Source organism: Arthrobacter sp. CAN_C5 (assembly GCF_017875735.1).
GTDB lineage: Bacteria > Actinomycetota > Actinomycetes > Actinomycetales > Micrococcaceae > Arthrobacter_D.
Genome location: NZ_JAGGMZ010000001.1, coordinates 1,741,637 through 1,766,715, shown reverse-complemented (window position 1 = coordinate 1,766,715; position 25,079 = coordinate 1,741,637). Strand labels below are relative to the sequence as shown.

At 64.8% G+C, this 25,079-nt stretch carries 18 protein-coding genes and 1 pseudogene; 8 read left to right on the top strand and 11 right to left on the bottom strand.

Features of this window, described 5'->3' with window-relative positions:
- Positions 1-45 precede the first annotated feature (45 nt).
- Positions 46-462, bottom strand: a complete 417-nt coding sequence (locus tag H4V95_RS08345; protein ID WP_209729831.1) for a hypothetical protein — start codon at positions 460-462, stop codon at positions 46-48.
- On the bottom strand, positions 459-1,709 hold the full coding sequence (locus H4V95_RS08340; protein ID WP_209729829.1) for a hypothetical protein: 1,251 nt from the start codon (positions 1,707-1,709) through the stop codon (positions 459-461). The genes H4V95_RS08345 and H4V95_RS08340 overlap by 4 nt, the downstream gene beginning before the upstream one ends.
- 290 nt (positions 1,710-1,999) lie before the next feature.
- Between H4V95_RS08340 and H4V95_RS08335 the strand changes: the two genes are divergently transcribed.
- A complete protein-coding gene (locus H4V95_RS08335) occupies positions 2,000-3,283 on the top strand; it encodes an IS256 family transposase (protein ID WP_245345628.1) in 1,284 nt (427 codons plus the stop codon).
- 285 nt (positions 3,284-3,568) lie between these two features.
- On the top strand, positions 3,569-4,165 hold the full coding sequence (locus H4V95_RS08330) for a hypothetical protein (protein WP_209729827.1): 597 nt from the start codon (positions 3,569-3,571) through the stop codon (positions 4,163-4,165).
- A gap of 111 nt (positions 4,166-4,276) precedes the next feature.
- Here H4V95_RS08330 and H4V95_RS08325 read toward each other — a convergent pair.
- Together H4V95_RS08325 and H4V95_RS08320 are read right to left on the bottom strand one after the other, a co-directional pair.
- A pseudogene (locus tag H4V95_RS08325) lies at positions 4,277-7,311 on the bottom strand (Tn3 family transposase).
- 2 nt (positions 7,312-7,313) lie between these two features.
- Positions 7,314-8,603 (bottom strand): ISL3 family transposase, encoded by a 1,290-nt coding sequence (locus tag H4V95_RS08320; protein WP_209729825.1) that lies wholly within the window; start codon positions 8,601-8,603, stop codon positions 7,314-7,316.
- Positions 8,604-9,414: 811 nt separating this feature from the next.
- On the opposite strand from H4V95_RS08320, the gene H4V95_RS08315 reads away from it, so the two are divergent.
- Positions 9,415-10,665, top strand: a complete 1,251-nt coding sequence (locus H4V95_RS08315) for a DUF222 domain-containing protein (protein WP_312883979.1) — start codon at positions 9,415-9,417, stop codon at positions 10,663-10,665.
- A gap of 428 nt (positions 10,666-11,093) precedes the next feature.
- Here H4V95_RS08315 and glpK read toward each other — a convergent pair whose 3' ends face one another.
- From glpK to H4V95_RS08300, 3 genes are all read right to left on the bottom strand, one after another.
- Positions 11,094-12,608 (bottom strand): glycerol kinase GlpK, encoded by a 1,515-nt coding sequence (gene glpK / locus H4V95_RS08310; RefSeq protein ID WP_196866174.1) that lies wholly within the window; start codon positions 12,606-12,608, stop codon positions 11,094-11,096.
- An 84-nt stretch (positions 12,609-12,692) separates the two neighbouring features.
- Positions 12,693-13,439: an MIP/aquaporin family protein gene (locus H4V95_RS08305; RefSeq protein WP_196866175.1), complete on the bottom strand. Its 747-nt coding sequence runs from the start codon at positions 13,437-13,439 to the stop codon at positions 12,693-12,695.
- A gap of 132 nt (positions 13,440-13,571) precedes the next feature.
- Entirely contained in the window at positions 13,572-15,320 is a 1,749-nt protein-coding gene (locus H4V95_RS08300; protein WP_245345626.1) for a glycerol-3-phosphate dehydrogenase/oxidase, read from the bottom strand.
- A 183-nt stretch (positions 15,321-15,503) separates the two neighbouring features.
- On the opposite strand from H4V95_RS08300, the gene H4V95_RS08295 reads away from it, so the two are divergent.
- The 5 genes from H4V95_RS08295 to H4V95_RS08275 are packed head-to-tail and all read left to right on the top strand — an operon-like array spanning position 15,504 to position 19,852.
- Positions 15,504-16,463 (top strand): sugar-binding transcriptional regulator, encoded by a 960-nt coding sequence (locus H4V95_RS08295; protein ID WP_196866226.1) that lies wholly within the window; start codon positions 15,504-15,506, stop codon positions 16,461-16,463.
- Positions 16,464-16,491: 28 nt separating this feature from the next.
- Positions 16,492-17,328 carry an aldo/keto reductase gene (locus H4V95_RS08290; RefSeq protein WP_209729823.1) on the top strand — a complete coding sequence of 279 codons (837 nt, stop codon included), beginning with the start codon at positions 16,492-16,494 and terminating at the stop codon, positions 17,326-17,328.
- 3 nt (positions 17,329-17,331) lie between these two features.
- A complete protein-coding gene (locus H4V95_RS08285; RefSeq protein ID WP_312883978.1) occupies positions 17,332-18,222 on the top strand; it encodes an alpha/beta hydrolase in 891 nt (296 codons plus the stop codon).
- Positions 18,219-19,328: a glycosyltransferase family 1 protein gene (locus H4V95_RS08280; protein ID WP_209729821.1), complete on the top strand. Its 1,110-nt coding sequence runs from the start codon at positions 18,219-18,221 to the stop codon at positions 19,326-19,328. The genes H4V95_RS08285 and H4V95_RS08280 overlap by 4 nt, the downstream gene beginning before the upstream one ends.
- Positions 19,325-19,852 (top strand): GNAT family acetyltransferase, encoded by a 528-nt coding sequence (locus H4V95_RS08275; protein WP_312883976.1) that lies wholly within the window; start codon positions 19,325-19,327, stop codon positions 19,850-19,852. The genes H4V95_RS08280 and H4V95_RS08275 overlap by 4 nt, the downstream gene beginning before the upstream one ends.
- Before the next feature lie 13 nt (positions 19,853-19,865).
- Here H4V95_RS08275 and H4V95_RS08270 read toward each other — a convergent pair whose 3' ends face one another.
- The 4 genes from H4V95_RS08270 to rpoZ all read right to left on the bottom strand — a co-directional run bounded on the left by H4V95_RS08270 (position 19,866) and on the right by rpoZ (position 25,030).
- A complete protein-coding gene (locus H4V95_RS08270) occupies positions 19,866-22,178 on the bottom strand; it encodes a primosomal protein N' (RefSeq protein ID WP_312883975.1) in 2,313 nt (770 codons plus the stop codon).
- A complete protein-coding gene (gene metK / locus H4V95_RS08265) occupies positions 22,144-23,358 on the bottom strand; it encodes a methionine adenosyltransferase (protein ID WP_209729819.1) in 1,215 nt (404 codons plus the stop codon). Before metK ends, H4V95_RS08270 begins: the two co-directional genes overlap by 35 nt.
- Before the next feature lie 114 nt (positions 23,359-23,472).
- Positions 23,473-24,717 (bottom strand): bifunctional phosphopantothenoylcysteine decarboxylase/phosphopantothenate--cysteine ligase CoaBC, encoded by a 1,245-nt coding sequence (gene coaBC / locus H4V95_RS08260; RefSeq protein ID WP_209729817.1) that lies wholly within the window; start codon positions 24,715-24,717, stop codon positions 23,473-23,475.
- A 49-nt stretch (positions 24,718-24,766) separates the two neighbouring features.
- Positions 24,767-25,030: a DNA-directed RNA polymerase subunit omega gene (gene rpoZ / locus H4V95_RS08255; protein ID WP_019482806.1), complete on the bottom strand. Its 264-nt coding sequence runs from the start codon at positions 25,028-25,030 to the stop codon at positions 24,767-24,769.
- Positions 25,031-25,079: the final 49 nt, after the last annotated feature.

Sequence of the window (25,079 nt, the reverse complement as noted above, 5' to 3'; positions counted from 1 at the left end):
CGAAGATAGCAGCGCCATCAGAGCAGGACTGCGACGTGTCTGGGCTCACCGGATGCTCTGAACCTTGTTCTCTACGTTCGTGCTGTTGGATCGCAGACGCAGAAGTTCCTCGTTCTGGGCTGCCAGCCTTGAAAGCGCCTGTTCCTTGAAATTTTCCAGTTCACGGACCTTACTTGCCATTTCTGCGAGGCGGAATTGGAGCCTGTCCCTTTCGGTTTGCAGCTTCTGCTCTTGTTCCGGTGTGCTACCGGGGCTCGGCCCTGCTTGGTCCCTCAGAAACCGCTGTTGCTCGAACTCGGCTTTGAGATGCGGATAGGTCCGATACATGGTGGCGCGAGACACGTTCGCTATGGAGCAGAGGCTGGTAATGTCGCGTTTCATTCCGAGCGGGACCTCCCCTTCCAGCAACTGTCGGATAGCTGCACGGATCCGGTTCTCTACCTGCAGTCGTTCCGATTTCATGTGAGGGGTCCTTGAGCGACTGTCGCGTTGTCTATTTCAGTGAGGATCCGATTGGCCCTGTCCAAGGTCGCCTGAGCTCGGCCGCGTTCAGGTTTGGAAATCCGAGGGTTGCCCAGAAAGACCGTGCGGGTCGCTTCGGCGTGATTTGCCCAGGCTTCGCGGTGTACCTCGTGATGCGTCGCTTGGGGACAGCGTCCCGAATCGCAGAGCCCGATGAGTGGTGCTTTTGCGTTTGGCGTCCCAGCCAGTTGGAGGCATAACGCCTTTTTGGGATCGCTGAACCAGCAATAATTTGCTGCTCCGATGTGCAGACTCTCGGCCTTAACCTTGAGGAGGCGTTCAACCCGGCGGTCATCGATAACGATAGCGGGACCGGGTTGGTGGCCTGTCAAAGCTTCATCGACGGCAATGAACAGAGTGACCAGTTCTTTCGCTCCGCGACCAACGGGAAGTTTTCCCTGCTTGTAGTCGTCGTACGCGGCGACGGTGAGCCGTAAATGTTCCGCATCTTCTTCTGCCGAAATTTCGGCTTGGAGAGCTGCTTGGTGTCCCCCGGGGCGTGCCGCATACCCCTCCGTGGTCGCTACGCTGATGTGTTTGAGGTGATATTTCGCTGCCATCAGTCCGTGTGGGCGCTGGGCAATGGATAGCGCCAGCGTTCGGCGAAGCGCGCGTGGATTAACGGGCCCTTCGGGAACCGGTACCAGCCCCAGGCGCTGCCCATTGGGTCCGTTCATCCACCTGCGAAAGCGGTCGTACCGGACCGAGTCGGAATTCGACTGCTTTGTGAAGAGCAACTCGCTTGACGAAGCGTTCTGCAGCGACTCGACTATCCCCAAGGCACGGTAAACATCTTCAATCACGACCCACGAATCATCGATACCGCCGAATCGTTGTCCCTTAATCCGCCGGGATGAGATCCGATAGCGGAAGATGCCGTTTCCCATGTCTTCGTGCATGCGACTGCCAAATCGGAGCTCCTGCAATTCTGAGGATCTCATCCCCGAGAGCGCGGACGTAAGAAAGAAGGCGGCGGACTCCACGGCGGTTTTGGTCGAATTGAGGCTCGCCCGGTCGGCGGGAAGAGACCAAGGTATCTGCTCTTGGTTGTCCGCTCGGGTGACGGGGGCGCTGTCGCGGCACCATTGCTCTTCGAAACCGCATTCACGAACCCATGCAAGGAGTACCGGCCGGAGTTCCTCGAGGTCACTTCGATGCCCCATCGCACCGACGGCGGTTACCACCACTGTGTGCCACGCCAAGCTAACGAGGGGGTCCGTGACGTCCCAGCCCTGGGACTTCCGTTTGCCGATGCCGGCTCGAGATAAGCGTGGAGCCGCTACACCGGCTTTCCGCAAGCCCTCTACCAACGCCCGCAATTGTGGCTTTTCCGCGATTGGTAGGCGCCGTATCGACTGGCTTTGAAGTTCGTCGAAGTCCAGTGCCCTCCTAACCTCTCCGGCTAGCATGGGCCCGACAACTTCCAGTAGAGGGTCTGTACGATTTTCGGTGTAACTCCTGAATAGGAGGAACCGTAATGAGTGACGTGAAGATCGACGTGGAGGGTGAAGCCGTGGCGACGGTGAAGCAGGATGACGTGGTGGACGGCCGGCTCGTGGAGCAGCTCATCGGGAGGGCCCGGGAGAAGGGGTTGGCACTGACCGGCGAGACCGGCCTGTTGGGTCAGCTGACGAAGATGGTTCTGGAGTCGGCGCTCGAGGGCGAGATCACTGACCACCTCGGCTACGACAAACACGAACGCGCTGGAGACGTCTCGAACGCCCGGAACGGGTCGAGGACCAAGACGGTGTTGACCGAGATCGGCCCTGTCCCGATCGAGGTCCCGGGGGACCGGGACGGGTCATTCCAGCCGCAGATCGTCCGCAAACACCAGCGCCGCCTCACCGGGGTCGACGAGATGGTGTTGTCGCTCTCGGCCCGAGGGTTGACCCACGGTGACATCAGCGCCCACCTGGCCGAGGTGTATGGCGCGGACGTGTCAAAGACGACGATCGGGGCGATCACCGACCGGGTCATCGAGGGCATGACCGAGTGGCAGAACCGGCCGTTGGACCCGGTGTATCCGGTGATCTTCATTGACTGCATCCACGTCAAAGTCCGCGACGGGCAGGTGGCGAACCGGCCCATCTACGTGGCTCTGGCCGTCACGGTCGAGGGGAACCGGGATATTCTCGGGCTGTGGGCCGGCGACGGCGGTGAGGGCGCGAAGTACTGGTTGCAGGTCCTCACCGAGATCAAGAACCGCGGTGTCGAGGACGTCTGCATGGTCGTCTGCGACGGCCTGAAAGGGCTCCCCGATTCGATCGGGACACTCTGGCCAGAAGCGATCACCCAAACCTGTGTGGTGCACCTGATCCGGGCGAGTTTCCGGTATGCAGCCCGGCAGGACTGGGACAAGATCGCTAGAGCTCTGAAACCGATCTATACCGCCTCGACGGTCGACCAGGCTGAGGAACGGTTCTTGGAGTTCAGCGAGGCATGGGAGAAGAAGTATCCGGCGATCGTCAGGCTCTGGGAATCAGCATGGGCCGAGTTCGTGCCGTTCCTGAAGTTCGATGCCGAGATCCGCCGGATCGTGTGCACGACGAACGCGATCGAGTCCGTCAACGCGAGGATCCGCAAAGCCGTCCGGGCTCGGGGCCACTTCCCGAACGAGCAAGCCGCCCTGAAGTGTGTCTACCTCGCGGTGATGAGTCTGGATCCGACAGGCCAGGGACGGGCCCGCTGGACCCAACGATGGAAGGCTGCTCTTAACGCCTTCGACATCACCTTCAACGGCCGACTCAGCGTCGGACGCTAACCCACAACACAACTAGTTACACCGAATTATTGACACACCCCATGAAGACGGCGCATCGTGTGAGTAGCGATGATATTTGAGGCGGTTTTGTGATCGAAGTGTGGCCGAGTGGGGTCGCTCGACGCGTAGCAGCCTGATCGAAGGTGGGCTGGAACCAAGAGATCAAGTCGTCGTTGGCGCGATGGTGCTTGTAACCGCGGCGGGTCGACGTCCGGAAGCGGATCCTGATGCGGGACGGGCATCCCGCGACCCGCTATGGCTATCGCGCAGGAGAATGGAGGGGTGATGTTCGTCCCTTGCAGTGACTTGGCAGCCGCGGAGTGGATCGCGACGAGCGATGAGCATTGGTGGACCCTGGTGACGCTGGGCCCTCCAGGGTTCCCGGCGTATGCGCGACTGCGGTTCATCCCTGATCCGGCCTATGAGGGTCAGTCCGAGAACGAGGGTGCGCGCCAGAGCGACGTCCTTTCAGATACTGATCAACTCCGCGCCGCGGTTGGGACGTTGCTGCGGCACACCGGCTCGCCTATCGAGGGGTATCTGCTGATGTGGGACGGGTGGGGCGAACATGCGTTCCCCGACGTCGTGCTGCGCACACCCCGTGTGGTGGTCCCAAATCGTGAGTACTATCTGTGCAGGGTCTCGCTACCGGACTTTGTCTCCGGGGCGATCGAAGACTCGTGGCAGGCGGAAACGGATTGCTTCATGCCGCCCCCTGCGTTCATTTGGCCCTCGGACCGAGCCTGGTGCATCACCCAGGATGTCGATCCCCACTGGGCCGGCATCGGGGCTGAGCAGGCGCTGATCGACCCGCTCCTGACCGAACCACGTCTCGACGTCGTTCAGGTCGAGGCGAATCAAAAGCGGCCCTTCTACTACTAGAGGAGGCGAACCGACGATCTCAAGGGAAGGGGCCTCGCTAGAAGATCGACTATCGGAACGTTGAGGCGTCCCGCCTACGGGACGGGTTGCGTTCAGTGCAATGCGCCTCGTTCAGCTCTCCCGGTCCTCGTCCGGGTGTCGGAAGGGCCGGAGCGGCGCTCCGGCGGGGGCGTCCGTGAAGGTGTAACGGCCCATCATGTTGATGTGTTCCGAGACCAGCGGGGAGAGGCGTTGTACGTCTTCATCGGCAACACGGGCACCACGGTCGCGGAGCTCCGTGAGCGTGGCGTCCAGGTACCTGGTGTTCCACAGGATCACGGCGTTCAAGACCAGGCCAAGGGCTCCGAGCTGGTCTTCCTGGCCTTCCCGGTAGGACTGACGTATCTGGCCCCGGCGGCCGTGAAAAATGAGTCTGGCCAGGGCGTGCCGGGATTCCTGTAGCGCCAACTGGGTATGAATTTGCCGGCGGTAGCCCTCGTCAACGTCGATGAAGTCCAGTAGATGCCGGGTTTTGGCTATCCTGCCGTACTCCGCCAACGCTTTTCCGAGCAGGGTTGGTGTTCCGCCGCCCTGAGTGACCCGCAGAACTTCCGAGGCGCGCACAGTCCCGGCAGTCAAGGATCCCGCCAGGCGGAGCATGTCCGGCCAGCTCGCCGTGATGAGGCCCAGGTTGATCCGGTTGCGTCCGGCGACGGCATTCAGCTGTCCGTAGTCAGCTGTGGTGTCGATGCGCCAGAAGCGTTGATCGGGAAGACCGGCCAGGCGGGGCGAGAACCGGTATCCGAGCAAGGTGAAGAGCCCAAAAATCTGGTCCGAGTAGGAGGCCGTGTCGGTGGCGACCATCTCGGGACGTTCGCCCCCGTCAAGATCGAGCAGCCCATCTAGTACGTGCAGGGAATCGCGGACCGTTCCCGGGACGACGATGGCGCCCAGGCCTGCCACCTGGTCGTTGAGATAGTTCAGCCAAGTCAGGCCGCGACCCTGGCCGAAGTAGCGTGGATTCGCCCCGGCATTGACGGTGGCGACCGGCACCACGAACCGCATTCCGTCAACGGAGGCCAGCATGCCGGTACCCCAGCGTTGAGCGAGCCCAAGATCGGACTGGGTCTGGACCAGCCGGGAGTTCGCCGCGCGGAGCGTATCGGCGCGCACATAGTTTTGATCGACGTGTGACAAGCGTCCACGGGTCAGCGCGGGGTGGCCGTCCTTGACCACCGGTGTCAGGCCGACGTTGCACGCCTCGGCCACCAGGATGGCGGCGACGGAAACGCTGAGCTGGCCCATCCGTGCGAAGGCTTCCGACACGTGGCTGAATTCTGACAGGAACCCTGTCCAGGAATGCACTTCCAACAGCACATCGGGCAGGTCCACCCGCGGCAGCATCGCCGACACGAGCCCCCGCAGCTCGGTCAAGGACTCGGGTACCGTCCTGGCCTCCAGGGGAGAGAGATGAACCTTGCCGTCATCGCCGATTCGTACCGCAGGATTATCTGCCAGTTGATCGGCCGCCGCACGGTAGCGGGCGTCCAGGCTCTCCCGGGCACCGTCAAGGTGGGCCGCGGGATCTTCGGGCAGCTGGAGTGCCGTCAAGGTCTCTGTCTTGGTCTCCTGCCACGCCGGGTCGGTCAGCAGCTGTGCCCTGGGGTCTCCCCAACGGCGCCCGTCGACAACGAAAATGTCCCTGCGCCGTAGCGCCTTATGGACGGCGTCCATCACGGCCACCGTGTAGGCCTTGCGGTTGATCTCTCCCGCAGCCTCGACAAGGCGTTGCCATGCCGGGGACAGGACAGTCAGATCAACCTGGCCCGGATCGGTTTTGCGGCCGTCCAAAACGTCCGGCAAAGCTGCCAGGGCCGCCAACGTCTGGGCACCGCCTGCCGTTGCCCCAAAAGGTGCCGCCGATGCCAACGCCGGCAGGAACGAACGAACCGTGGCGAACCGGCGCATCATCTCGGCCGCGGTGTCGCCCTCGCTGCCGTCCGGATTGACCAACTCAGTCACCACATCCACCGCGGCGCGCAACTCGGGTAGGGAAATCTGTTCGGCAAGCACCGACGCGGCATCTGCCCCGGACAATTTTGTGTTGCCCAGGACCTCAACCAGTGTTTCCGCGGCCATTGCCAGCTTCAGCGAGGCCTTCGACAGGCGGGGCAGAGACTTCAGCCGGGTGGCCGTGGATTCCCTAGCCGCCTTCCGGACCACCCGTTCAGAGACGATCGCGTCCAAGGCATCACACAGATCATCGGCAACCTCGGCCGTCAAAGCCCGCACCGCGCAGAGCAGTGTCGCGCCCCGGCGTTGGCCCGACAACCCCTGAAGCGCCGATGCCTTGCCTGCCAACCCGTAACGGGCCAAGGCATTCATCCGGCCCGCGGGTACCGTCTCCACATCAATAGTCCCCGCGCCGAGGAAACGCAGGCGGACCAGCCGGTCCAGCTGCCGCAGCAACTCTGGCACCGATACCCTCGAGGGCCCCGTCCGCAGCCTTTCCCACACGGTCAGCCTTGAGCCGTCCTCAACGCGGAGCAAGCCCTCCAGTTCCTGGACCAGCGCGGGGCCGGCCGCGTCAACCAGCACGGAATAGAGCCGGTCATTCGCGCCGGTACGGACCTCTGAAACCAGGCGCGTCAACGTGGAGACACCTGGAAGGAGGACCTTCCGCTCACGCAACCAGACCGCAGCCCGTTCGAACACGCGCACCGGCCCCTCCGAGGACGTCCACGCCCGGGCCGAAAAGAACAGTCTCAGTTCCTCATACTTGACCGGATCAGCGAAGTCCACGTACCCATACACGGCGGCGATCTCCTCGGCATGCTCATAACCGGTCTGTCCCCGCTGCGCGTAAAGCTTGAGAACGGAAGCGTCCGCAATGCCCAACTGTCCGGCCAGGGACTCGACCACCGGCCACGGGACAGCCAGCGGATCCGTCAGGAACCGGCCCACGACACGGACCGTTGCCAGTTGAACAGCGAATCCCAGACGGTTATGAGTTCCCGGCGGCGGCCCACTATCGACAGATCGGTATCGTCCAACCAACAGAAGCGTTCCAGGTCCTCCCGCGATACCTCGTCAGGGAACCGGCCGAACCCAGCGGCCTGCTCATCAGGCTCTTCGCGTTTCGTGGTGAATTCCGCTGCTGAGGAGATGTTCAGGCCGCTGTTCTAGCGGCGCTTCTCAATAGGATACGGGTTTTGTAGTTGGAGTTATTGACGAATCCCCGTCCGGTCCTTTTGATGTTCTTGATCGCGGTGTTGTTGGCCTCGACTTTCGCGGTGGTGGCGCCGGTGACGATGAGGACTTCGATCTCGTTCCACCACCGGCAGACCGTGCGGTAGAGCCTTCTGGCCTCGGGCTGGCCTGCACGGTCGACCAGTCTTGCGAGCTCGGTCTTCGCCGCGGTGGCCTCAGCGATCGACCCAGTGTGCAGCAGTGTCCGGAGCTGTTCCTTCACCTCCCAGACGGCCTGCAGCCCGCCGGTGGGATCATCAACGGAGAAGACCACCTCGAGACGGTTTCGGGCCCGGTCCGAGAGCCGTTCCGTACCCTTGAGCAGTAGTCTCCGGTTTGCCCATACCGGGTCGGTGGCGCGCCCGCGGCGGCCCTTGGCTTCCTGGCAGAGGCGTTGGCGGACCTCGGTGACCATAGCGTTCGCGAGCATGCTCAGGTGAAACGCGTCGACGCTGACCGCGGTGCGGGGCAACCACATCCGTAGCGCCTTGCGGAACGCCGCTGATGGGTCGATTGCGACGACCTGCACGCCGAGCCGCCACCCCAGTGGGCGGGCCTTGAGCCAGTCGCCGACCCCGGTGCTGTCGCGTCCGTCGACGACACCCAGGACCTGCCCGGTGTCCAGGTCGACAAGGGTGGACATCCACGGTTCGTACCGGGTCCAGGCTTTCGTGGCGGGGTCCTGGAAGAACCGCACGGACCGGAACCGGTGCTCATCGATACCCAACCTGACCGGTGCCAGGGAGTCCACGTCAGGTAGTTTCACCACCGCGGTATCCAGGGCCCGCTGGACCAGCCACCAGGACACGCCGAACGCAGTGGCGGTCTCCGACGCGGCACGCCCGGATCCGATCACCGCATCGGTCAGGGCCTCCCGCAGCCTCGCCGTGGACCGCGAGTATGCGGGTACTTGCGGGGTAGATTCAGCGAAGGTTTTCCGGGCGCATTCTGCCTCGTCGCAGAAGAACCTGCGTTTGGACCAGATGACCTCGACCGGGCCAGCGACCCGGATGTCACGAATCCGCTGGAACCGGCGTGAATGCCGGCGGGCACTGATCACGCCACAGCCCCTGCAGCCAGCTTCCAGGACTGATTCGACCCGGATTCTACGCTGCCCGCAGGCAAGGACCTCCGCGCTAGTTACCCGGTAACCGGGCAGGTTGAAAACAGTAGTGGCAGCGTCAGGGCGCTGAGCAGTAGGCTCGATCAAGGCTCGTGGGCCCTGTCAGTGATGAATGCGTCAAGAACATCCATCCCAGCAGGGCCACGAGCCCCTATACGTCTACGACACGAACCCGACTTTCACCACGAACCACGGAGAGCCGCTCATCACTTAGAGACTCGACCGCCATGCAACCAATTCAACAGCCGCCGGACCCCTTAGCGTGAATTTCCGCACCAATCCTCCTCAGACCCCGGTTTCTAAGGGCAGTTCTCGAGCTTTCGAACATCAGCAATCTTGGCTTTTGTCAGGCCTCGAGAATTAGTTGAAAAAGTTTCTTGAGCACCCCTGATTTCCCCCTTGTTTTGTCAGTGCCGGGTGATGGAATTGAGGTATGGAAAGCAGTGAAGCTTCTTCTCCCGGACCGGGATCGTCCCCCGATTCTGGCGCGGATTCTGCTTCCGATAGCGGGACTCCGGATACTTCCACGGAGACATCTGGGGAGACGTCCACTGATACGTCCACGGGGGCTTCCTCAGGCTCTTCCTCGGGGTATGGGCCGGCTGGTCCGTTGGGTGTCGAGTCGGTGTGGACGGCCCCGGTCATCGAGGCGCCGGTGCCCACGACCGACACGGACCCGGCTGAGGCTGATCCGAACCAAGGGGAGACTGCCGAGTCCGATTCAACAGGGCCAGAATCAACGGAGTCAGATTCAACAGAGTCTGAATCTACAGAGTCTGATTCGGCGTGGTTGTTCTCTGAATCGTGGGGTTCCTTTCACCTGGGAGGCGACCCGGATGAACGGGTCCGTTCCAGTAGCGAGCCTCCCGCACTGACTGGGCAGCTTCAACTGGCGGCGGTGGGTGGTTTGGATGCCTGTCAGGCGTTGGACACGTTGAAAGACATCGACGAAGCACGGTCCTGGCTGGACGCGCAGGAAGCCAAGATTGTTACCCGGGTCCTGAACCTGCAAACCGAACAAACCCGCCACGACCCCCGAGGTTGGGGTTACGAAGCAACCCTCACCGCTAGTGAGGTTGGGGCGGCGTTGCACCTGCCGGACCGGACGGCGGGGTTCCTGGTCGAGCACAGCACCCTGTTGACCCGGTACTACCCGGCCACCCTGGAAGCGTTGGAGGCCGGGAAACTCAGCCGGCGGCACGCCTGGGCCGTGGTGGAGGAAGCCACCAGCATCCCCGACACCGACCCGACGGTCACCGCCGCCTTCGAGGACCGGCTGATCGAAATGGCGTCCCTGACGACCGTGGTGAAGTTTCGGCAGCAGGCGAACCGGCTCCGGGAAAAACTCCACCCCGAAACGATCACCACCAGACACAAGAGAGCCGTGAAGGAACGCGGGGTGTACTTGACCCCTTCCTACGACGGGATGGCCTGGCTCGAAGCCTACCTCCCGGTCGATCAGGCCGCCGGGATCTTCCACCGCGTCGACACCGCCGCCCGCGCATTACAAGGCCCCGACGAACCCCGCACCCTCACCCAGCTCCGCGCCGACGTCCTCACCGACGTCCTCACCAGCGCCGGCGCCACCGCCGACGGTGCCGATGCAGCGGGTGAGTTGGTCAGCCGTGGTGGTGCAGGTGCCTACTGGGGTGTGCAGGCGAAAGTATTCGTCACCGTCCCCGTGATGACCCTCCTCGGCGGAGATGTACCGGGGGAACTCGAAGGGTACGGCCCGATCGACCCCGACACCGCCAGGAAACTCGCCGGGCACGCACCATCATTCACCAGAATCCTCACCCACCCCATCACCGGAGCCAGACTCGGCGCCGACGCCACCACCTACCGGGTCCCCCAAGACCTCCAAGACGCGGTCCGGGTCAGAGACCGGACCTGCCGGCACCCGGGGTGTAACCGGTTGGCGGTATTCTGCGAACTCGACCACACCACACCCTGGTCACAAGGCGGGAAAACCAGCTACGGCAACCTCGCAGCACTGTGTAAACGCCACCACAAACTCAAATCCGAAGGCTACTGGCACTACCGACAACCCGAACCCGGAATGATCATCGCCATCTCACCCATGGGCGAAACCTACCTCACCCGACCAGACCCACCACCGGCACCACCAGACGACCCGCCACCCTTTTAGAGTCCTGAGCCAGACACTCTGTACTGGAGTGTTGCGGGTGCACGGCATGGGACATCCACTCGGCGCTGTACATCTCTTCCACCCCATGGCTCCCAGGACAAGCACGTGGCTCTTTGCCCACCCGAAGTTCCACCCTCACTCCTGAACGACCCCGCCGGATATCCGAACAGACACCGAGCTTCACCCGTCGCGGCGGAATGAGACCAGCACATGCGCGGGCCCTTCCTCTGTGGGCGGGACGTGACATCCACCGATCCAGACAACGCTCGGGAAGGTGCAGCCCCAAGCACTCACCCCGAACACGCAGCAGGGGGCGGCGACCATCCTTCCGGATAGCCGCCGCCCCTGCTGTGATGCAGATACCTGATGTGTCGCAGATACCTGCTGGTCTTGCACAAGTGGTCAAGCAACCACAGGTGAAGCTAGACCTACTTCACGTCCTCGTCGACCCAGTCGAACGTGCGCGTGACAGCCTTCTTCCAGAGGCGCAACTGGCGGTCCCGCTCTCCTTCGTCCATTGAAGGCGTCCAGCGCTTGTCTTCGGCCCAGTTGGTTGCCAGCTCGTCGGTGTCCTTCCAGAACCCGACGGCCAGACCGGCTGCGTAAGCCGCGCCGAGGGCGGTGGTTTCGGTGACCTTCGGGCGGATCACCGGAATGCCGAGGATGTCGGACTGGAACTGCATCAGCGCATCGTTGGCGACCATGCCGCCGTCGACCCGCAGGTCCTCCATGTCCACACCCGAGTCTGCGTTCGCGGCATCCAGGACCTCGCGGGTCTGGAACGCCGTGGCCTCAAGCGCGGCACGGGCAATGTGACCCTTGTTCACAAAGCGAGTGAGTCCCACGATGGCGCCGCGGGCTTCGCCGCGCCAGTAAGGGGCAAACAAGCCGGAGAACGCCGGCACGATGTAGACGCCTCCGTTATCTTCAACGGTCTCGGCCAGCTGCTCCACCTCGGGAGCCGTTTTGATGATGCCCAGGTTGTCGCGCAGCCACTGGATCAGCGACCCGGTCACCGCGATCGAACCTTCGAGGGCGTAGACGGGCTTGGCATCGCCGAGCTTGTAGCAGACGGTGGTCAACAGACCGTTCTTGGAGTGGACGATCTCCTCGCCGGTGTTGACGATCATGAAGTTACCGGTGCCGTAGGTGTTCTTGGCGCCGCCCTTCTCGAACGCGGCCTGGCCGAAGGTCGCCGCCTGCTGGTCACCGAGGATGCCCGCCACCGGCACCTCGCGCAGCAGCTGGGATGTGTGGACGGTGCCATAGACCTCGGACGATGACTTGATCTCCGGCATCATCGAACGTGGCACTCCAAATGCCTCAAGGATTCCATCGTCCCAGGACAGGGTCTCAAGATCCATGAACATGGTCCGGGAGGCGTTGGTGACGTCGGTGATGTGCACGCCGCCGTCGGTGCCGCCGGTGAGGTTCCAGGTGACCCACGAGTCGGTGTTACCGAAGAGCAGGTCGCCGGCCTCCGCCTTCGCCCGCGCCCCGTCGACGTTGTCCAGGATCCATTTGATCTTGGTGCCCGAGAAGTAGGTGGCCAGCGGCAGGCCGACCTTCTGCTTGAACCGCTCCACTCCCCCATCGGCCGCGAGTTCGTCGACGATGGACTGGGTCCGTGTGTCCTGCCAGACAATGGCGTTGTAGACAGGCTGGCCGGTGTTCTTGTCCCAGACCACTGCAGTCTCACGCTGATTGGTGATGCCGACGGCGGCAATATCGTGCCGTGTCAGGTTCGCCTTCGACAGCGCGTTGCCGATGACCTCCCGAGTGTTGTTCCAGATTTCCATCGGGTCGTGCTCAACCCAGCCGGCCTTCGGGAAAATCTGCTCGTGTTCCTTCTGGCCTGAGGACACGATGTCCCCACTGTGATCGAAGACAATGGCCCGGCTGGAGGTGGTGCCCTGATCGATTGCGATGACGTACTTCGACATGTAGTGCTCCTCTTTGAGTATTTCCGTCGTGAATAGTCCCAGCCTGCGCGGTAGAAGGACCGAGCTGCCGGGGTGTACTGATTGTTAGCCGGTGACAGCCGGGAAGGTTATCAACATGGCGACGAGGCCGCCGAGAACGCCACCAACGAGGGGGCCAACCACTGGCACCCAGGAGTAGCCCCAGTCGCTGCCACCCTTACCCTTGATGGGCAGCAAGGCGTGGACGATCCTGGGACCGAGGTCACGCGCAGGGTTGATGGCGTAGCCGGTGGGACCACCGAGGGATGCACCGATACCCACAACGAGCAGAGCGACAGCCAATGGGCCGAGGCCCGAGGGCGTCCCTGCGAACGAAATGACCACGAACACCAGGACGAACGTGCCGATGACCTCGGTGACCAGGTTCCAGGCATTGGACCGGATGGCCGGACCGGTAGAGAACACGCCCAGCTTGTTGGCGGGGTCGGGCTCAGCATCGAAGTGCTGCTTGTATGCCAGCCAGCAGAGGAAGGCGCCAAGCATGGCGCCGATCAGCTGGGCGGCGAAATAGGCCAGCACGTTGACGAAGGTCTTGTCGATATCGGGGCCGAGCGTCGCAACATCAGAGTTGACCAGCAGGCCGACCGTCACGGCCGGGTTCAGGTGGGCGCCGGAGAGCGCAGCCACATAGACACCGGCGAAGACGCCGAGCCCCCAACCGAAGTTCACCATCAAGAATCCGCCATTATTGCCCTTGGTACCGGCCAGCGCGACGTTGGCAACGACACCTGTACCTAGCAGCAACAGCAGCATGGTGCCGAACATTTCGGCAACGAATGCTTCCAGAGACATCTTTGACTCCTTTAATTATTCATTTTTAGCGAACCCAGCCTGCGGCTGTGGCTCTCTTGCTCCCCCCGGCAACAGCTGCCGTTGGTCCTGCATCCGCTCCGGGAGCGGCAATGGTTGCGTGCCTGACAGCGGCTACGCCACCAAATCTTCGACCTGAACGTTATGCCACTGAAGCAGCACCTGCTCAGCCAGTTCTACCTCAGCCGACACTTTTTCGACGCTCCAGCCCAGCAGCGGGGCCAGCGTTTCCGCAAGCTCGTGAAGCAACTCACCGGTCACCAATCCCCGGAAGGCGATCGACGTCCGGCGGATCAGAACATCAGCCAGGTGCCCCACCTGCTCGTGCGCGACCATGTACTCCAGCTCCCGCTGGCTCAACTCACGGGTGGAGGAGAACTGACGGTCCTCCCCCGCACGCAGGTACTCGATGACATCGACGGCGCGGGTCCCGTAACGGGTCAGCAGCACCTCGACTCGCTCAGCTGAAAGTCCCGGCTCCACATGAGCGCTCACCCAGGCTTTCTCCGCGGACGGCGTCCGGGGGAATCCCTGGCCGCCGCCGATGGCGAGCCCCGCCGTCGTCGTCGTCCGTCGTTTTCCCAGGATCTCGAGCACATCGTTGGTCATGTGCTCCGAGAGGGCGCGGAAGGTGGTCCACTTGCCGCCGACCAGGCTGAGCGTGGTCACCGGCTTGGTGCCGGTGCTGTCCTGGCGCTTCTCGATCCGGTAGTCGCGTGACACGAAGCCGGGCTGGGTGTCGTCGTGCCGTGGCAGCGGGCGGACCCCGGAGAAGCTGTAGACGACGTGGTCGTGCTGGACGGTGATGGCCGGGAAGACGTGCCCGATCAGTTCGATGAAGTAGTCGACTTCCTCGGGCGTGCACACAGCGGGCTCGTCCACATCGGTGTCGATGTCGGTGGTGCCGACCAGTACCCGGTCGCCGATCGGGTAGACCAGAACAATGCGGCCGTCCGTGTGTTCGAAGAAGATCTCGCGGCCCGCGCAGGCGGCGAGCAATTCCGGGTGGTCGAGCACAATGTGGGAGCCCTTGGTGCCGCCCATGAAGGTGCTGCGTTCGCCCAGTGCGCCGTTGGTACCGTCCACCCAGGCGCCGGTTGCGTTCACGACGACGTCGGCTGCGAAGGTGAATTCCTCGCCGGTCAGTTCGTCGCGGAGGAGCACCGACTCGCCGTCGCGCCCGATCGCGCTGACATAGTTGCTGGCCCGCGCCTCTGGATTGGCGGCGAGGCCGTCGCGGAGCACGTCGAGGGTCATCCGCTCGGGGTTGTGAACCGACGCGTCGAAGTAGGTGGCCGTGTAGCGCACGTCAGGGCGCAGATCCGGGAGCTGGGCGAGGGAAGCTTTGCGGCCGGCGAACGTGTGGCGAGGCACGGCTCCGCCGTCGCGGGAAAACCAGTCGTACATGGTCAGGCCAACCTTGATCAGGAAGGCACCGCGTTCGCGGGGCTGGCCATGCTGGCGGTGGGTGAGGAAACGCAGCGGCGCCGCCAGGATGCCCGAGAAGGTGCTGAAAATGGGGATGGTGGTCTGGAGGGGCTTGACATAGTGGGGTGCGGTTTTCAGGAGGGCGTTCCGCTCGACCACTGATTCGCGGACCAGCCGGAACTCACCGTTTTCGAGGTACCGGATCCCGCCGTGGATCATGTGGGATGACGCCCCCGACGCGCCCTGGCAGTAATCTCCCCGCTCTACGAGCGCGACGTCGACGCCCTGCAGCGCAAGGTCGCGGAAGGTGCCTACGCCGTTGATGCCGCCACCAATGATGAGGACAGACGCGCGGGGGGTCTCCCTGAGGCGTGTCACCCCTGCTCGCTCAGCGGGTGTGCTTGTGGCACCTTTGCCGGTAGCGGACTCAGCCAAAACATTCTCCTCAACAGTCTGCACGCTGCACTGGATCCGCAGCCGTTCCACCTATTCTTGAAATGCTGGGAATAATAGTCAATGGTGATGCACATACGTGCAGATGTGACGGAGGATTTGGCTATGAACGTTCGACCCGAGGCTGAAAGGCCCGACCCCGCTGCACAATCTTCCGCTGAGGACTTGAAGCGTTCACGGAGCGGGGACGCGCTGCGGGCAGCCCAGATGTATTACCTGCAGGACCTGACCATGAACGCCATCGCCCGGGAGCTGAGGACCTCCCGATCGACTGTTTCCCGGCTACTGTCGATGGCCCGGGACACGGGGCTCGTGCAGATCCAGGTCAACAATCCGCTGCAGCGGGCACCGTCCCTTGAGCAACAGATCCGGCGACAGTTCGGTGTGGAGGCCCACGTGGTTCCGGTCACCGACATCGTCAGCGACTCGGAGGTGCTGGACCGGGTGGCGATCCAGGCGGCGCGGACCATTGGGCCGCTGGTCGATTCGAACGCCATCATCGGCGTCGCCTGGGGGTCCACCCTCAGCGCGGTCAGCCATCACCTGACCCGCAAGGTCACCCATGACAGCACCATCGTGCAGCTGAACGGCGCCGGCAACACCCAGACCACCGGGATCACCTACGCCAGCGAGATCCTGCGCCGGTTCGGCCAGGCCTACGGCGCCCGGGTGGAGCAGTTCCCCGTACCGGCCTTCTTCGACCACGCAGAAACCAAAACGGCCATGTGGGCCGAACGCAGTGTCCTGCGAATCCTCGACCTGCAACGCCGGATGACCATGGCCATCTTCGGGGTCGGCTCCATCGACGCCAACATTCCCAGCCACGTCTACTCCGGTGGATACCTGGACGACGACGACCTGCGTGCGCTGGACGAGCACCAGGTGGTGGGCGACGTCGCGACCATGTTCTTCCGCGCCGACGGCACCCACAGCGACCTCCTCCTCAACCAGCGGAGCACCGGCCCTGAGTTGGATCTGCTCCGGCAGGTACGACGGCGCATCTGCGTAGTGTCGGGGGAAACCAAGATCAACGGGTTGCGCGGGGCGCTGGCCGCTGGGCTGGCCACGGACCTCATCCTCGACGAAGGGTCGGCGCGACGGCTGGTGCACGGCGGGTCCCGCTGAGCCAGAGCCCCTTCGGTATTGTCGAGGTATGCATAAGGCACCGAAAATCGCGCTCAACAACGGGGTACAGATCGACCAGGTTGGCTACGGTGTGTACAAGGTGCCGCCCGAGACGACGGCCGACCTCTGCGCCCAGGCCCTCGAAGTGGGGTACCGGACGATCGACACCGCCGCCATGTACGGCAACGAGGCGGGGGTGGGCCGGGCGGTCACGAATGCCGTCGGCGACGGCTGGCTGGAACGCGACGACGTCTTTGTCACCACCAAGCTGTGGAACGACAACCACGGCTACGATGCGACGCTCCGCGCGTTCGACGCTTCCCAGCAGGCACTCGGCCTGGACGACGTCGACCTTTACCTGATCCACTGGCCCTGCCCCGACAAGGACCAGTACGTTGACACCTTCCGCGCCCTGGAACAGCTCTACCACGACGGGCGGGTACGGGCCATCGGGGTGTCAAACTTCCAGGTCACCCAGCTGCAGCGACTGCTGGCGGAGACCGGGGTAATTCCTGCCGTGAACCAGATCGAGCTGCACCCGTACCTGCAACAGGATGAGCTGCGGCAGTTCCATGACGCCCACGGGATCCGCACCCAGGCGTGGAGCCCCCTCGGCCGGGGAGCCATCCTGGCTGACCCGGTGATCGGTGGGATCGCCACCGACCTCGACCGGACGCCAGCCCAGGTGGTACTGCGCTGGCACGTGCAATCCGGCAATCTGGTCATCCCCAAGGCGAGCACCCGGGCCCGGATCGCCGGCAACCTCGACATCTTCGGGTTCGAGCTCACTCCCGGGCAGCTCGCGGCAATCCGCGGGCTCGAACGGGACACCCGGTTCGGTTCCCATCCGGACAAGGTGAACTAGCTGGTGCCTTCCCCGATAACTGTGCGCCGCCAGGCCTCGGTGGTGACCATGACCTATCTCCGAGCGGCTCAACGCTACTGGATCTTCCCGTCCCTGGCCGTCGGCGGCGCTTCGCCGACAATCTTCATGGTGCATGGTTTCAGGGGTGACCACCACGGGTTGCTCCGCATCATCGAGGAACTGCCCACGCACCGGGTTGTGGTGCCGGACCTTCCCGGTTTCGGCCAATCCGAGGCTCTGGAGGGCGTGCACGACGTCGACGCGTACGCGCGGTTTGTCGGTTTCAGCCTTGCGGAGCTCGGATTGGGCTCCGACACGGTACTGCTCGGCCACTCCTTCGGGTCGATCGTCGCGTCCCGGTGGGCAGCAGACCATCCCTCCGCGATTGCCGCCCTGATCCTGATTAATCCCATCTGTGAGCCTGCGTTGGAAGGTTCCAACCGGCTGGCCTCCACAGCGGCCGCACTGTACTACCGGGTCGGCGCTGCGCTCCCGGAGCGGTTGGGAGTGGCACTGCTGGGGAATCCACTCATTGTGCTCGGCATGAGTTCAATGATGGCGAAGACCCGGGACCGGGCACTCCGGAAGTACATTCACGGCCAGCACATCAGCTACTTCAGCAAGTACGCCAGCCGCCGGGTCCTGCTCGAAGCGTTCCAGGCGTCCATTACGGGAACGGTCAGAGACAGTGCGGCGCGGCTCGCCATGCCCGTTCTGCTGATCGCTGCCGAGAAGGACGACCTCGGCTCGGTCGCCGGACAGCATGCACTTGCCGGCCTGATCCCACACGCGCGGCTCGAAATCATCGACGGGGTGGGCCACCTGGTGCACTATGAGACCCCCCACGTAGCGGCCCGCTTGATTGAGAGTTTCCTGGGAGGGACACACGAATGAGGATCCTGTTTGATGCGCGGTTCACCCGCCTCGACCACCATGACGGCATCAGCCGGTATGGTGCCAGCCTCATTGCCGCCGTGGCAGAACGGGCCGACGTGGCGATGCTCGTTTCCGACCCCAGACAGCTTGCCCTCCTGCCCGCTGTCCCCTCCGTCCTGATCACTTCGCCGCTCTCCCCCCGGGAACTGTTCGTGGCCTCGACAATCAACCAACTGGCGCCCGACGTCGTGATCTGCCCGATGCAGACCATGGGGAGCTGGGGACGAAAGTACCCGTTGGTGCTCACCCTGCATGACCTGATCTATTACCAGAACCCCCAGCCACCCGGTTTCCTGCCCTGGCCGGTCCGCGCGCTGTGGCGGCTCTACCACCTTGCCTACTGGCCGCAGCGCCTGCTGCTGAACCGGGCCGACGTCGTCGCCACCATCTCGGAGACCACCCGGGGGCTGATGCAGGAGCACCGGCTGACCAGTCGTCCGGTCCGGCTTGTGAGCAACGCTCCCCAGGCGGACACCGAGGTCCGCCCCGAGGGGGTCCCACCCGGCAAGGACCTCCTCTACATGGGGTCCTTCATGCCCTACAAGAACGTCGAGACCCTGGTGGCGGGCACGAATGGTCTCGACGGGTACACGCTGCATCTGCTCAGCCGGATCACCGATGACCGGCGGACAGAGTTGGAGCGGTTGATCCCGCCGGGCCAGCGGGTCATCTTCCACAACGGCGTGACCGACGAGCGGTACCAGGAGCTGCTGCGGTCCGCGGCGGCTTTGGTGACACTCTCGCGGGCCGAGGGCTATGGCCTGCCGGTGATCGAGGCGATGGCGGCCGGGACCCCCGTGATTGCCGCCAACACGCAGATCTTCAGGGAGGTCGGTGGCGACGCCGCGCTGTATGTGGACCCCGACGACCCCTCGGCGTTCACCGCAGCGGTAAAGACCCTCGCCGCACCTGACCGGTGGGACGCGGCCTCGCATGCCGGCAAGGCGCAGGCAGGCTCCTACTCCTGGGACCGCTCAGCCGACCAGCTGCTTGAGGCTGCCGCCATCGCCACCGTCGAACACGCGGGCCGCTCAGGCCTCGGCCGACTACTCCGGCGCCAGTGACGGCTGGCAACGACCCGACGGCTGATGCTTTCCCGACGGCTGGCAACGACCCTGCGGCAGGCGCGGTCCCGACGTCCGGGGACGTCCCGACGGCCCCTGCCGAAAGAACTGACTGGAACGTGGGCCCGCTGACCCCTGATCGCTATGGCGAGGCAGCGGCCCTATGGGAGGTGACCGGGTTGACCCGGCCGTGGAATGATCCGCTCGAGGACATCCGCCGCTCCTTGGTCGGGCCGGCGTCCACGGTCCTGGCGTGTGTTGTCCAGGACCGGCTCGCTGCGACCGCGATGGTGGGCCACGACGGGCACCGGGGCTGGGTCTACTACGTTGCGGTGGAGCCCGGGCGCCGGACCTCCGGGCTCGGCCGGACGATGATGGCAGCCAGCGAACGGTGGCTCGCCGAACGAGGAGCCGTCAAGGTCCACCTGATGGTGCGGGAGTCGAACGAGCAGGTGATCAGGTTCTACGAGCACCTTGGCTACGAAAGATCGCAGGTCTCGGTGCTCGCGAAGTGGCTGCCCTAGATCGGGTCCGCTACTAGATCAGGTCCGCGGCATCACAGCGGATGTGGACCGGTTCGGACGTCCCCTTCGCTGACAATGACGCCTTGCGGGCCTTCAGCCAGGCGGTCGCCGCCGGTGCACTGCGGTAGCTGAAGAACACCAGTAGCCGCTGCTGGTCAGCGCTGGAGGTCTGCGTCTCGGCTGCGTCGCGGCGCACCCCGGGTCCGCCCTGACGTCCCCCCGGGGCGCGGCCCGGCTGCGGTGCAACCGGCATGGGGCCCACGGTGCGAAGGGGCAGGGCCGGATCGAGGTCGGCCGTGAACGCGGTCAGAGCTTCCCGGGACCCGGTCAGGGCGGCGAAGCGGACGGCGGGCGGCAAACCCAGTTCGGTCCGGGTGGACAACTCCCGCCCGGCAGCGCCCTGCGGATCCCAGCGCACCAGGTGACCCACCGCAGTGGAATCATCAGCGGTGATGACCACCAGGCCGCCGTCGCTCGCGGGGCGCGCGAGCAGCGATGCGGTAAACCAGCGCCGCAGGGTGTCCTCCCCAGCCCGGAGGGATTCCCGGGACAGCATCGTCGACCCGTCCAGGAGGATCACCGCCGCGTAGCCGTTCGGGGCGAGCGGCTCAGCCCCGGGCGTGGCGACGACGACGGCTGGACGGTCGGGTACTGAGTCCAGGATGTGCTCGCCGGCAGAGGAATAGACCGTCGCCCCGGGAAAGGCGCGCCCCAACTCTTCGGCGGTCCGAATGGCACCGGCGACTGTCGCACGTAACCGGTGGCTTCCGCAGTTGGCGCAGGCCCACCGTGGGTCAGGCCGTCCGCACCAGCGGCACCCGGGAGGTCCGCCCCGCCCGGTCTGGGCCAGCGGGCCGGTACACACGGTACAGCGGGCCGGTTCCCGGCAGTCCTCGCAAGCCAGTGCCGGTGAGAATCCGGTCCGTGCCACCTGCAGGAGCACCGGCCCCCGGGCCAGCCCGTCGGAGGCAGCCTTCCACGCTGCGTGCGGGATCCGTGCGCGGGCCGCCAGTGGATCGCGGGCCGTCTGGAACTCGTCCCCGGTGTGGAGTACCCGCGGGCTGCTGCGCCGGACCTCGGCCCGGTCCGCGGCGACCGACTGCGCCCAGCCAGTAGCCACCAGCCGGTGCGCCTCGGTGCTTTGCGATCCGGCTGCGAGCAGCGCGGCGCAGCCCTGGAGCTCTGCCCGGAGCAGCAACACTTCGCGGGCATGCTGGTAGGGCGCCCGTTGCTCCTGGTGCAGGTCGTCGCCGTCGTCCCAGATGCAGACCAGCCCCAGGTCCTGCACCGGTGCGTAGGCAGCCGACCGGGTGCCGACCGCCACCCGTACCTGCCCGTGCAGAAGTTTCAGGAAGTTGCGGTACCGCGGAGTCGGCCCGTCCTCAGCGGTCAGCCGCACCATGTTGTCGGAGCCCAGCCGCAGCGCCAGGGCGGCTTCAACCCGAGCCAGGTCCCGCTGGTCGGGGACGACGACGACGGCGCCCCGGCCGGCATGCCACACAGTGGCGACCGCCTCAGCGATTTCTGCGGGCCAGTCCCGTGCGCCGTACCCTCCCAGGCTGGTGAGGACCGCCCGGGGGCTGTGCCCCGCTGCCAGATGCCTGAGGAAGCTGGCACCGTTGCCATAGCGGGTCAGCAGCGGTGCGGAGGGCTGCCCTGGATCGTTGTCACCTGCAGGGCTGGGCTTCTCGTCATGCTCCGGCTCGTCGGCGACCGGCTGTTCGGCGACCGTTTCATCGAAGCCCGCGTCCACCCGCGCCATCCGCGGCGGGATGGCGACCTTGAGGATATCGCTGACGGTCCCGGCATACCGGGCGGCGACGGCACGGCCTAGGGCCAGCACCTCGGGAGTGAGGACGGGCTGCGCGGAGAGGACCTTGCCGAGGGGCAGGAGCCGGGTGGTGCTGTCGGTGGTGGCCGCCCGGGCGACGATGAATCCGGTGAACTCCCTACCGCTGAAGCGCACCTTGACCCGGACCCCGGGTTGGGCGGAGTCCGCCAGCTCCTCGGGGACGGCATAGTCAAACACCCGGTCCAGGTGCGCCAGCGGAGAATCGAGCAGGACCTGCGCCACCGGCAACTCTCCGGCGGGCACCGGCGCCCCGGCGGCCCGTGGTGCCGCCGGGAATCCCTGCAGCAGCGACAGCTGAACCGCCCCGTGATCGCCGACGGTACCGGCAGTCGACGAAGGCGGGGTACCGGCAGTCGACGAACGCGGGGTGGCGCCGGGGTGCTGCCGGGTCGCGCGTCCGCCGGAAGTGTCCCCGTTGCCGTTGCCGGGCGGGCGCGTGCTAGGCGTTGAAATAGCTCCGCAACTTGTCCACACGGTCGGTCAGTTCCCAGTTGAAGCCGACGTCCTCGCGGCCGAAGTGGCCGTGCGCGGCGGTCTTCTGGTAGATCGGCCGCAGCAGGTCCAGAGCGTTGATGATGCCGAGCGGACGCAGATCGAAGACTTCGCGGATGGCGGCGCCGATGGCGGCAGGGTCAACCGTCTCGGTGCCGAAGGTCTCCACGTAGATGCCCACGGGCTGGGCCATTCCGATCGCGTAGGCGATCTGGATCTCGGCGCGCTTGGCCAGGCCGGCCGCAACCACGTTCTTGGCAACCCAACGCATGGCATAGGCCGCTGAACGGTCAACCTTGGACGGGTCCTTGCCGCTGAAGGCGCCTCCGCCGTGCCGGGCCATTCCGCCGTAGGTGTCGACAATGATCTTGCGTCCGGTCAGGCCCGCATCGCCCACGGGGCCGCCGATGACGAAGTCGCCGCCTGGGTTGAGGATGTGGCGCACATTGCTGATGTCCAGCTCCGATGCCGCCAGCACAGGATCGATCACGTGGGTCACAAGGTCGGCGCGCAACTCGTCGAGGTTGACGCCCTGCGCGTGCTGGGAGGAGACGACCACCGAGTCCACGGAGACGGGCACATCGCCGTCGTATCCGATGGTCACCTGGGTCTTGCCGTCAGGCCGGAGGTAGTCCAGGGTGCCGTCCTTCCGGACGGTAGTCAGGCGCTCGGACAGCCGGTGGGCCAGCCAGATCGGGGTGGGCATCAGCACGGCGGTCTCGTCGCTGGCATAGCCGAACATGATCCCCTGGTCGCCTGCGCCCTGCGCGTCGTAGGGGTCCGCGCTGGTTCCCTGGCGGTTCTCCAGCGAGTTGAACACTCCGCTGGCAATTTCCGGCGACTGCTGCCCGATGGACACCGAGACGCCGCAGCGTGCGCCGTCGAACCCGTTCGCAGATGAGTCGTAACCGATGTTCAGGAGCGTCTGGCGGACCAGTTCGGGGATTTCGACGTACGCCTCGGTGGTGACCTCGCCGGCGACGTGCACCAGCCCCGTGGTCACGAGGGTCTCGACGGCGACCCGGGACTTCGGGTCCTTCCGAAGCATCGCGTCCAGGATGGCGTCGCTGATCTGGTCGCAGATCTTGTCGGGGTGGCCTTCGGTGACGGATTCCGAGGTAAACAGGCGCAGATCGCTGCGAACGGGATTGGCTGACTTCACGTGATCACTCTACTTGGTTCGACCGACAGAATTGCGGCTTGTGTGACGGACTGTGTGACTGCTGGATGGGGTTGCTGACGGCGACGCCAACAGCACTGGCGGACCGGTGCTTGGTTAGCCTCGGCCCGTCAGAGCGGCTGCCACCCGGGCCACCACTGCGGTGGCGACGTCGGTTTTGGTACCGGCAACCTCAACTGGTTCGGCGCCGTGGGCGTCGAGGATGGTTGCGACCGTGTCATCGAGTCCGAACACCTTGCCATCGCCCACCTGGTTGAGCACCAGGAGGTCGCAGCCCTTCCGGACCAGCTTCTGGCGGGCGTGGTCGAGCGGGTCGGCGGTCGGGTCACCGGTCTCAGCGGCGAACCCCACGATCACCGGCCCCGCGCCCGCAGCGTCACGCTGCTCCACGGCTTCTCGCAGGATGTCGGGGTTGCGGACCAGGGTAATCACGGGGTCGACGCCGTCGGGGCGCTTCTTGATCTTGGTGAGCACCGGCTCGGCTGGCCGGAAGTCGGCGACGGCTGCGGCCATGATGAGGGCGTCGGCCTGTTTCGCCGCACGCAGTGTCGCGGTCCTGAGCTGTTCCGCGGTTTCGACCTGAACCAGGTCGACGCCGTCGGGAGCGGGCACCTCCACGTGGGCGACGATCAACTCCACGGTGGCTCCCTCGGCGAGGGCTGCGGCGGCCAGCGCCATCCCCTGCTTGCCCGACGAGCGGTTGCCGAGGTAGCGGACGGGGTCAATGGGTTCGCGGGTGCCACCAGCGGTGATTACCAAATGCCGGCCAACGAGCGAGCCGGGTGCCGACGCTGTGGGAGACCTGTCGTGATTGGCGCCCTCGCAGGCCGCCATCGCGGCGGCAAAGATGTCGGCCGGTTCGGGCAGCCTGCCGGCACCGGAATCGGTGCCGGTCAACCGTCCCGAGGCGGGATCGAGCACCAGCGTGCCCCGGCTGCGGAGGGTGGCAATGTTGGCCACGGTGGCAGGGTGCTCCCACATCTCGGTGTGCATGGCGGGGGCCATGAGGACCGGACAGCGGGCCATCAGCAGGGTCCCGGTCAGGAGATCGTTGGCCATCCCGGCGGCAGCGCGGGCCACCAGGTCGGCCGTGGCCGGGGCAATGACCACCAGGTCGGCGAGTTGGCCGAGGCGCACGTGGTTGACCTTGTCGACGTCGTCGAACACGCTGTTGCTGACCGGGTTGCCGGAGAGAGCCTCCCAGGTGGCGGTCCCCACGAACCGGGTCGCGGCATCCGTGGGAATGACGGTGACGTTGTGCCCCGCCTCAGTGAAGAGTCGGAGGAGGGACGCCACCTTGTAGGCGGCGATCCCTCCCCCGACTCCCAGAATTACGCGCACTTGCTCGGCATTCGGTTCGGCTCGGCTGCAATCACAAGGACGGCGAAAATTACTGCTCGGTTGATTCGACCGGTGTGGCGACGAGCATGCCCTCGTTGATCTCGCGCAGGGCGATCGAGAGTGGCTTCTCGTTCAGACGGGTGTCGACCAGCGGGCCAACGTACTCGAACAGTCCCTCGTGCAGCTGGGAGTAGTATGCGTTGATCTGGCGGGCACGCTTTGCACCGTAGATCACCAGGGCATACTTCGAATCCGATGCCTCCAGCAGGGAGTCGATCGGCGGGTTGATGATGCCTTCAGGCTGTGTTGACACAAATACTCCGTAAATGGTTCAGATTGTTGGTGGGACAGCGGCTACCAGG

Excerpts from the sequence above, each read along its gene's own strand:
- H4V95_RS08280 (WP_209729821.1), top strand. The coding sequence starts at position 18,219 with ATGAGGATCCTGTTTGATGCGCGGTTCACCCGCCTCGACCACCATGAC.
- glpK (WP_196866174.1), bottom strand. The coding sequence starts at position 12,608 with ATGTCGAAGTACGTCATCGCAATCGATCAGGGCACCACCTCCAGCCGG.
- H4V95_RS08335 (WP_245345628.1), top strand. The coding sequence starts at position 2,000 with ATGAGTGACGTGAAGATCGACGTGGAGGGTGAAGCCGTGGCGACGGTG.
- H4V95_RS08290 (WP_209729823.1), top strand. The coding sequence starts at position 16,492 with ATGCATAAGGCACCGAAAATCGCGCTCAACAACGGGGTACAGATCGAC.
- H4V95_RS08330 (WP_209729827.1), top strand. The coding sequence starts at position 3,569 with ATGTTCGTCCCTTGCAGTGACTTGGCAGCCGCGGAGTGGATCGCGACG.
- H4V95_RS08305 (WP_196866175.1), bottom strand. The coding sequence starts at position 13,439 with ATGTCTCTGGAAGCATTCGTTGCCGAAATGTTCGGCACCATGCTGCTG.
- H4V95_RS08345 (WP_209729831.1), bottom strand. The coding sequence starts at position 462 with ATGAAATCGGAACGACTGCAGGTAGAGAACCGGATCCGTGCAGCTATC.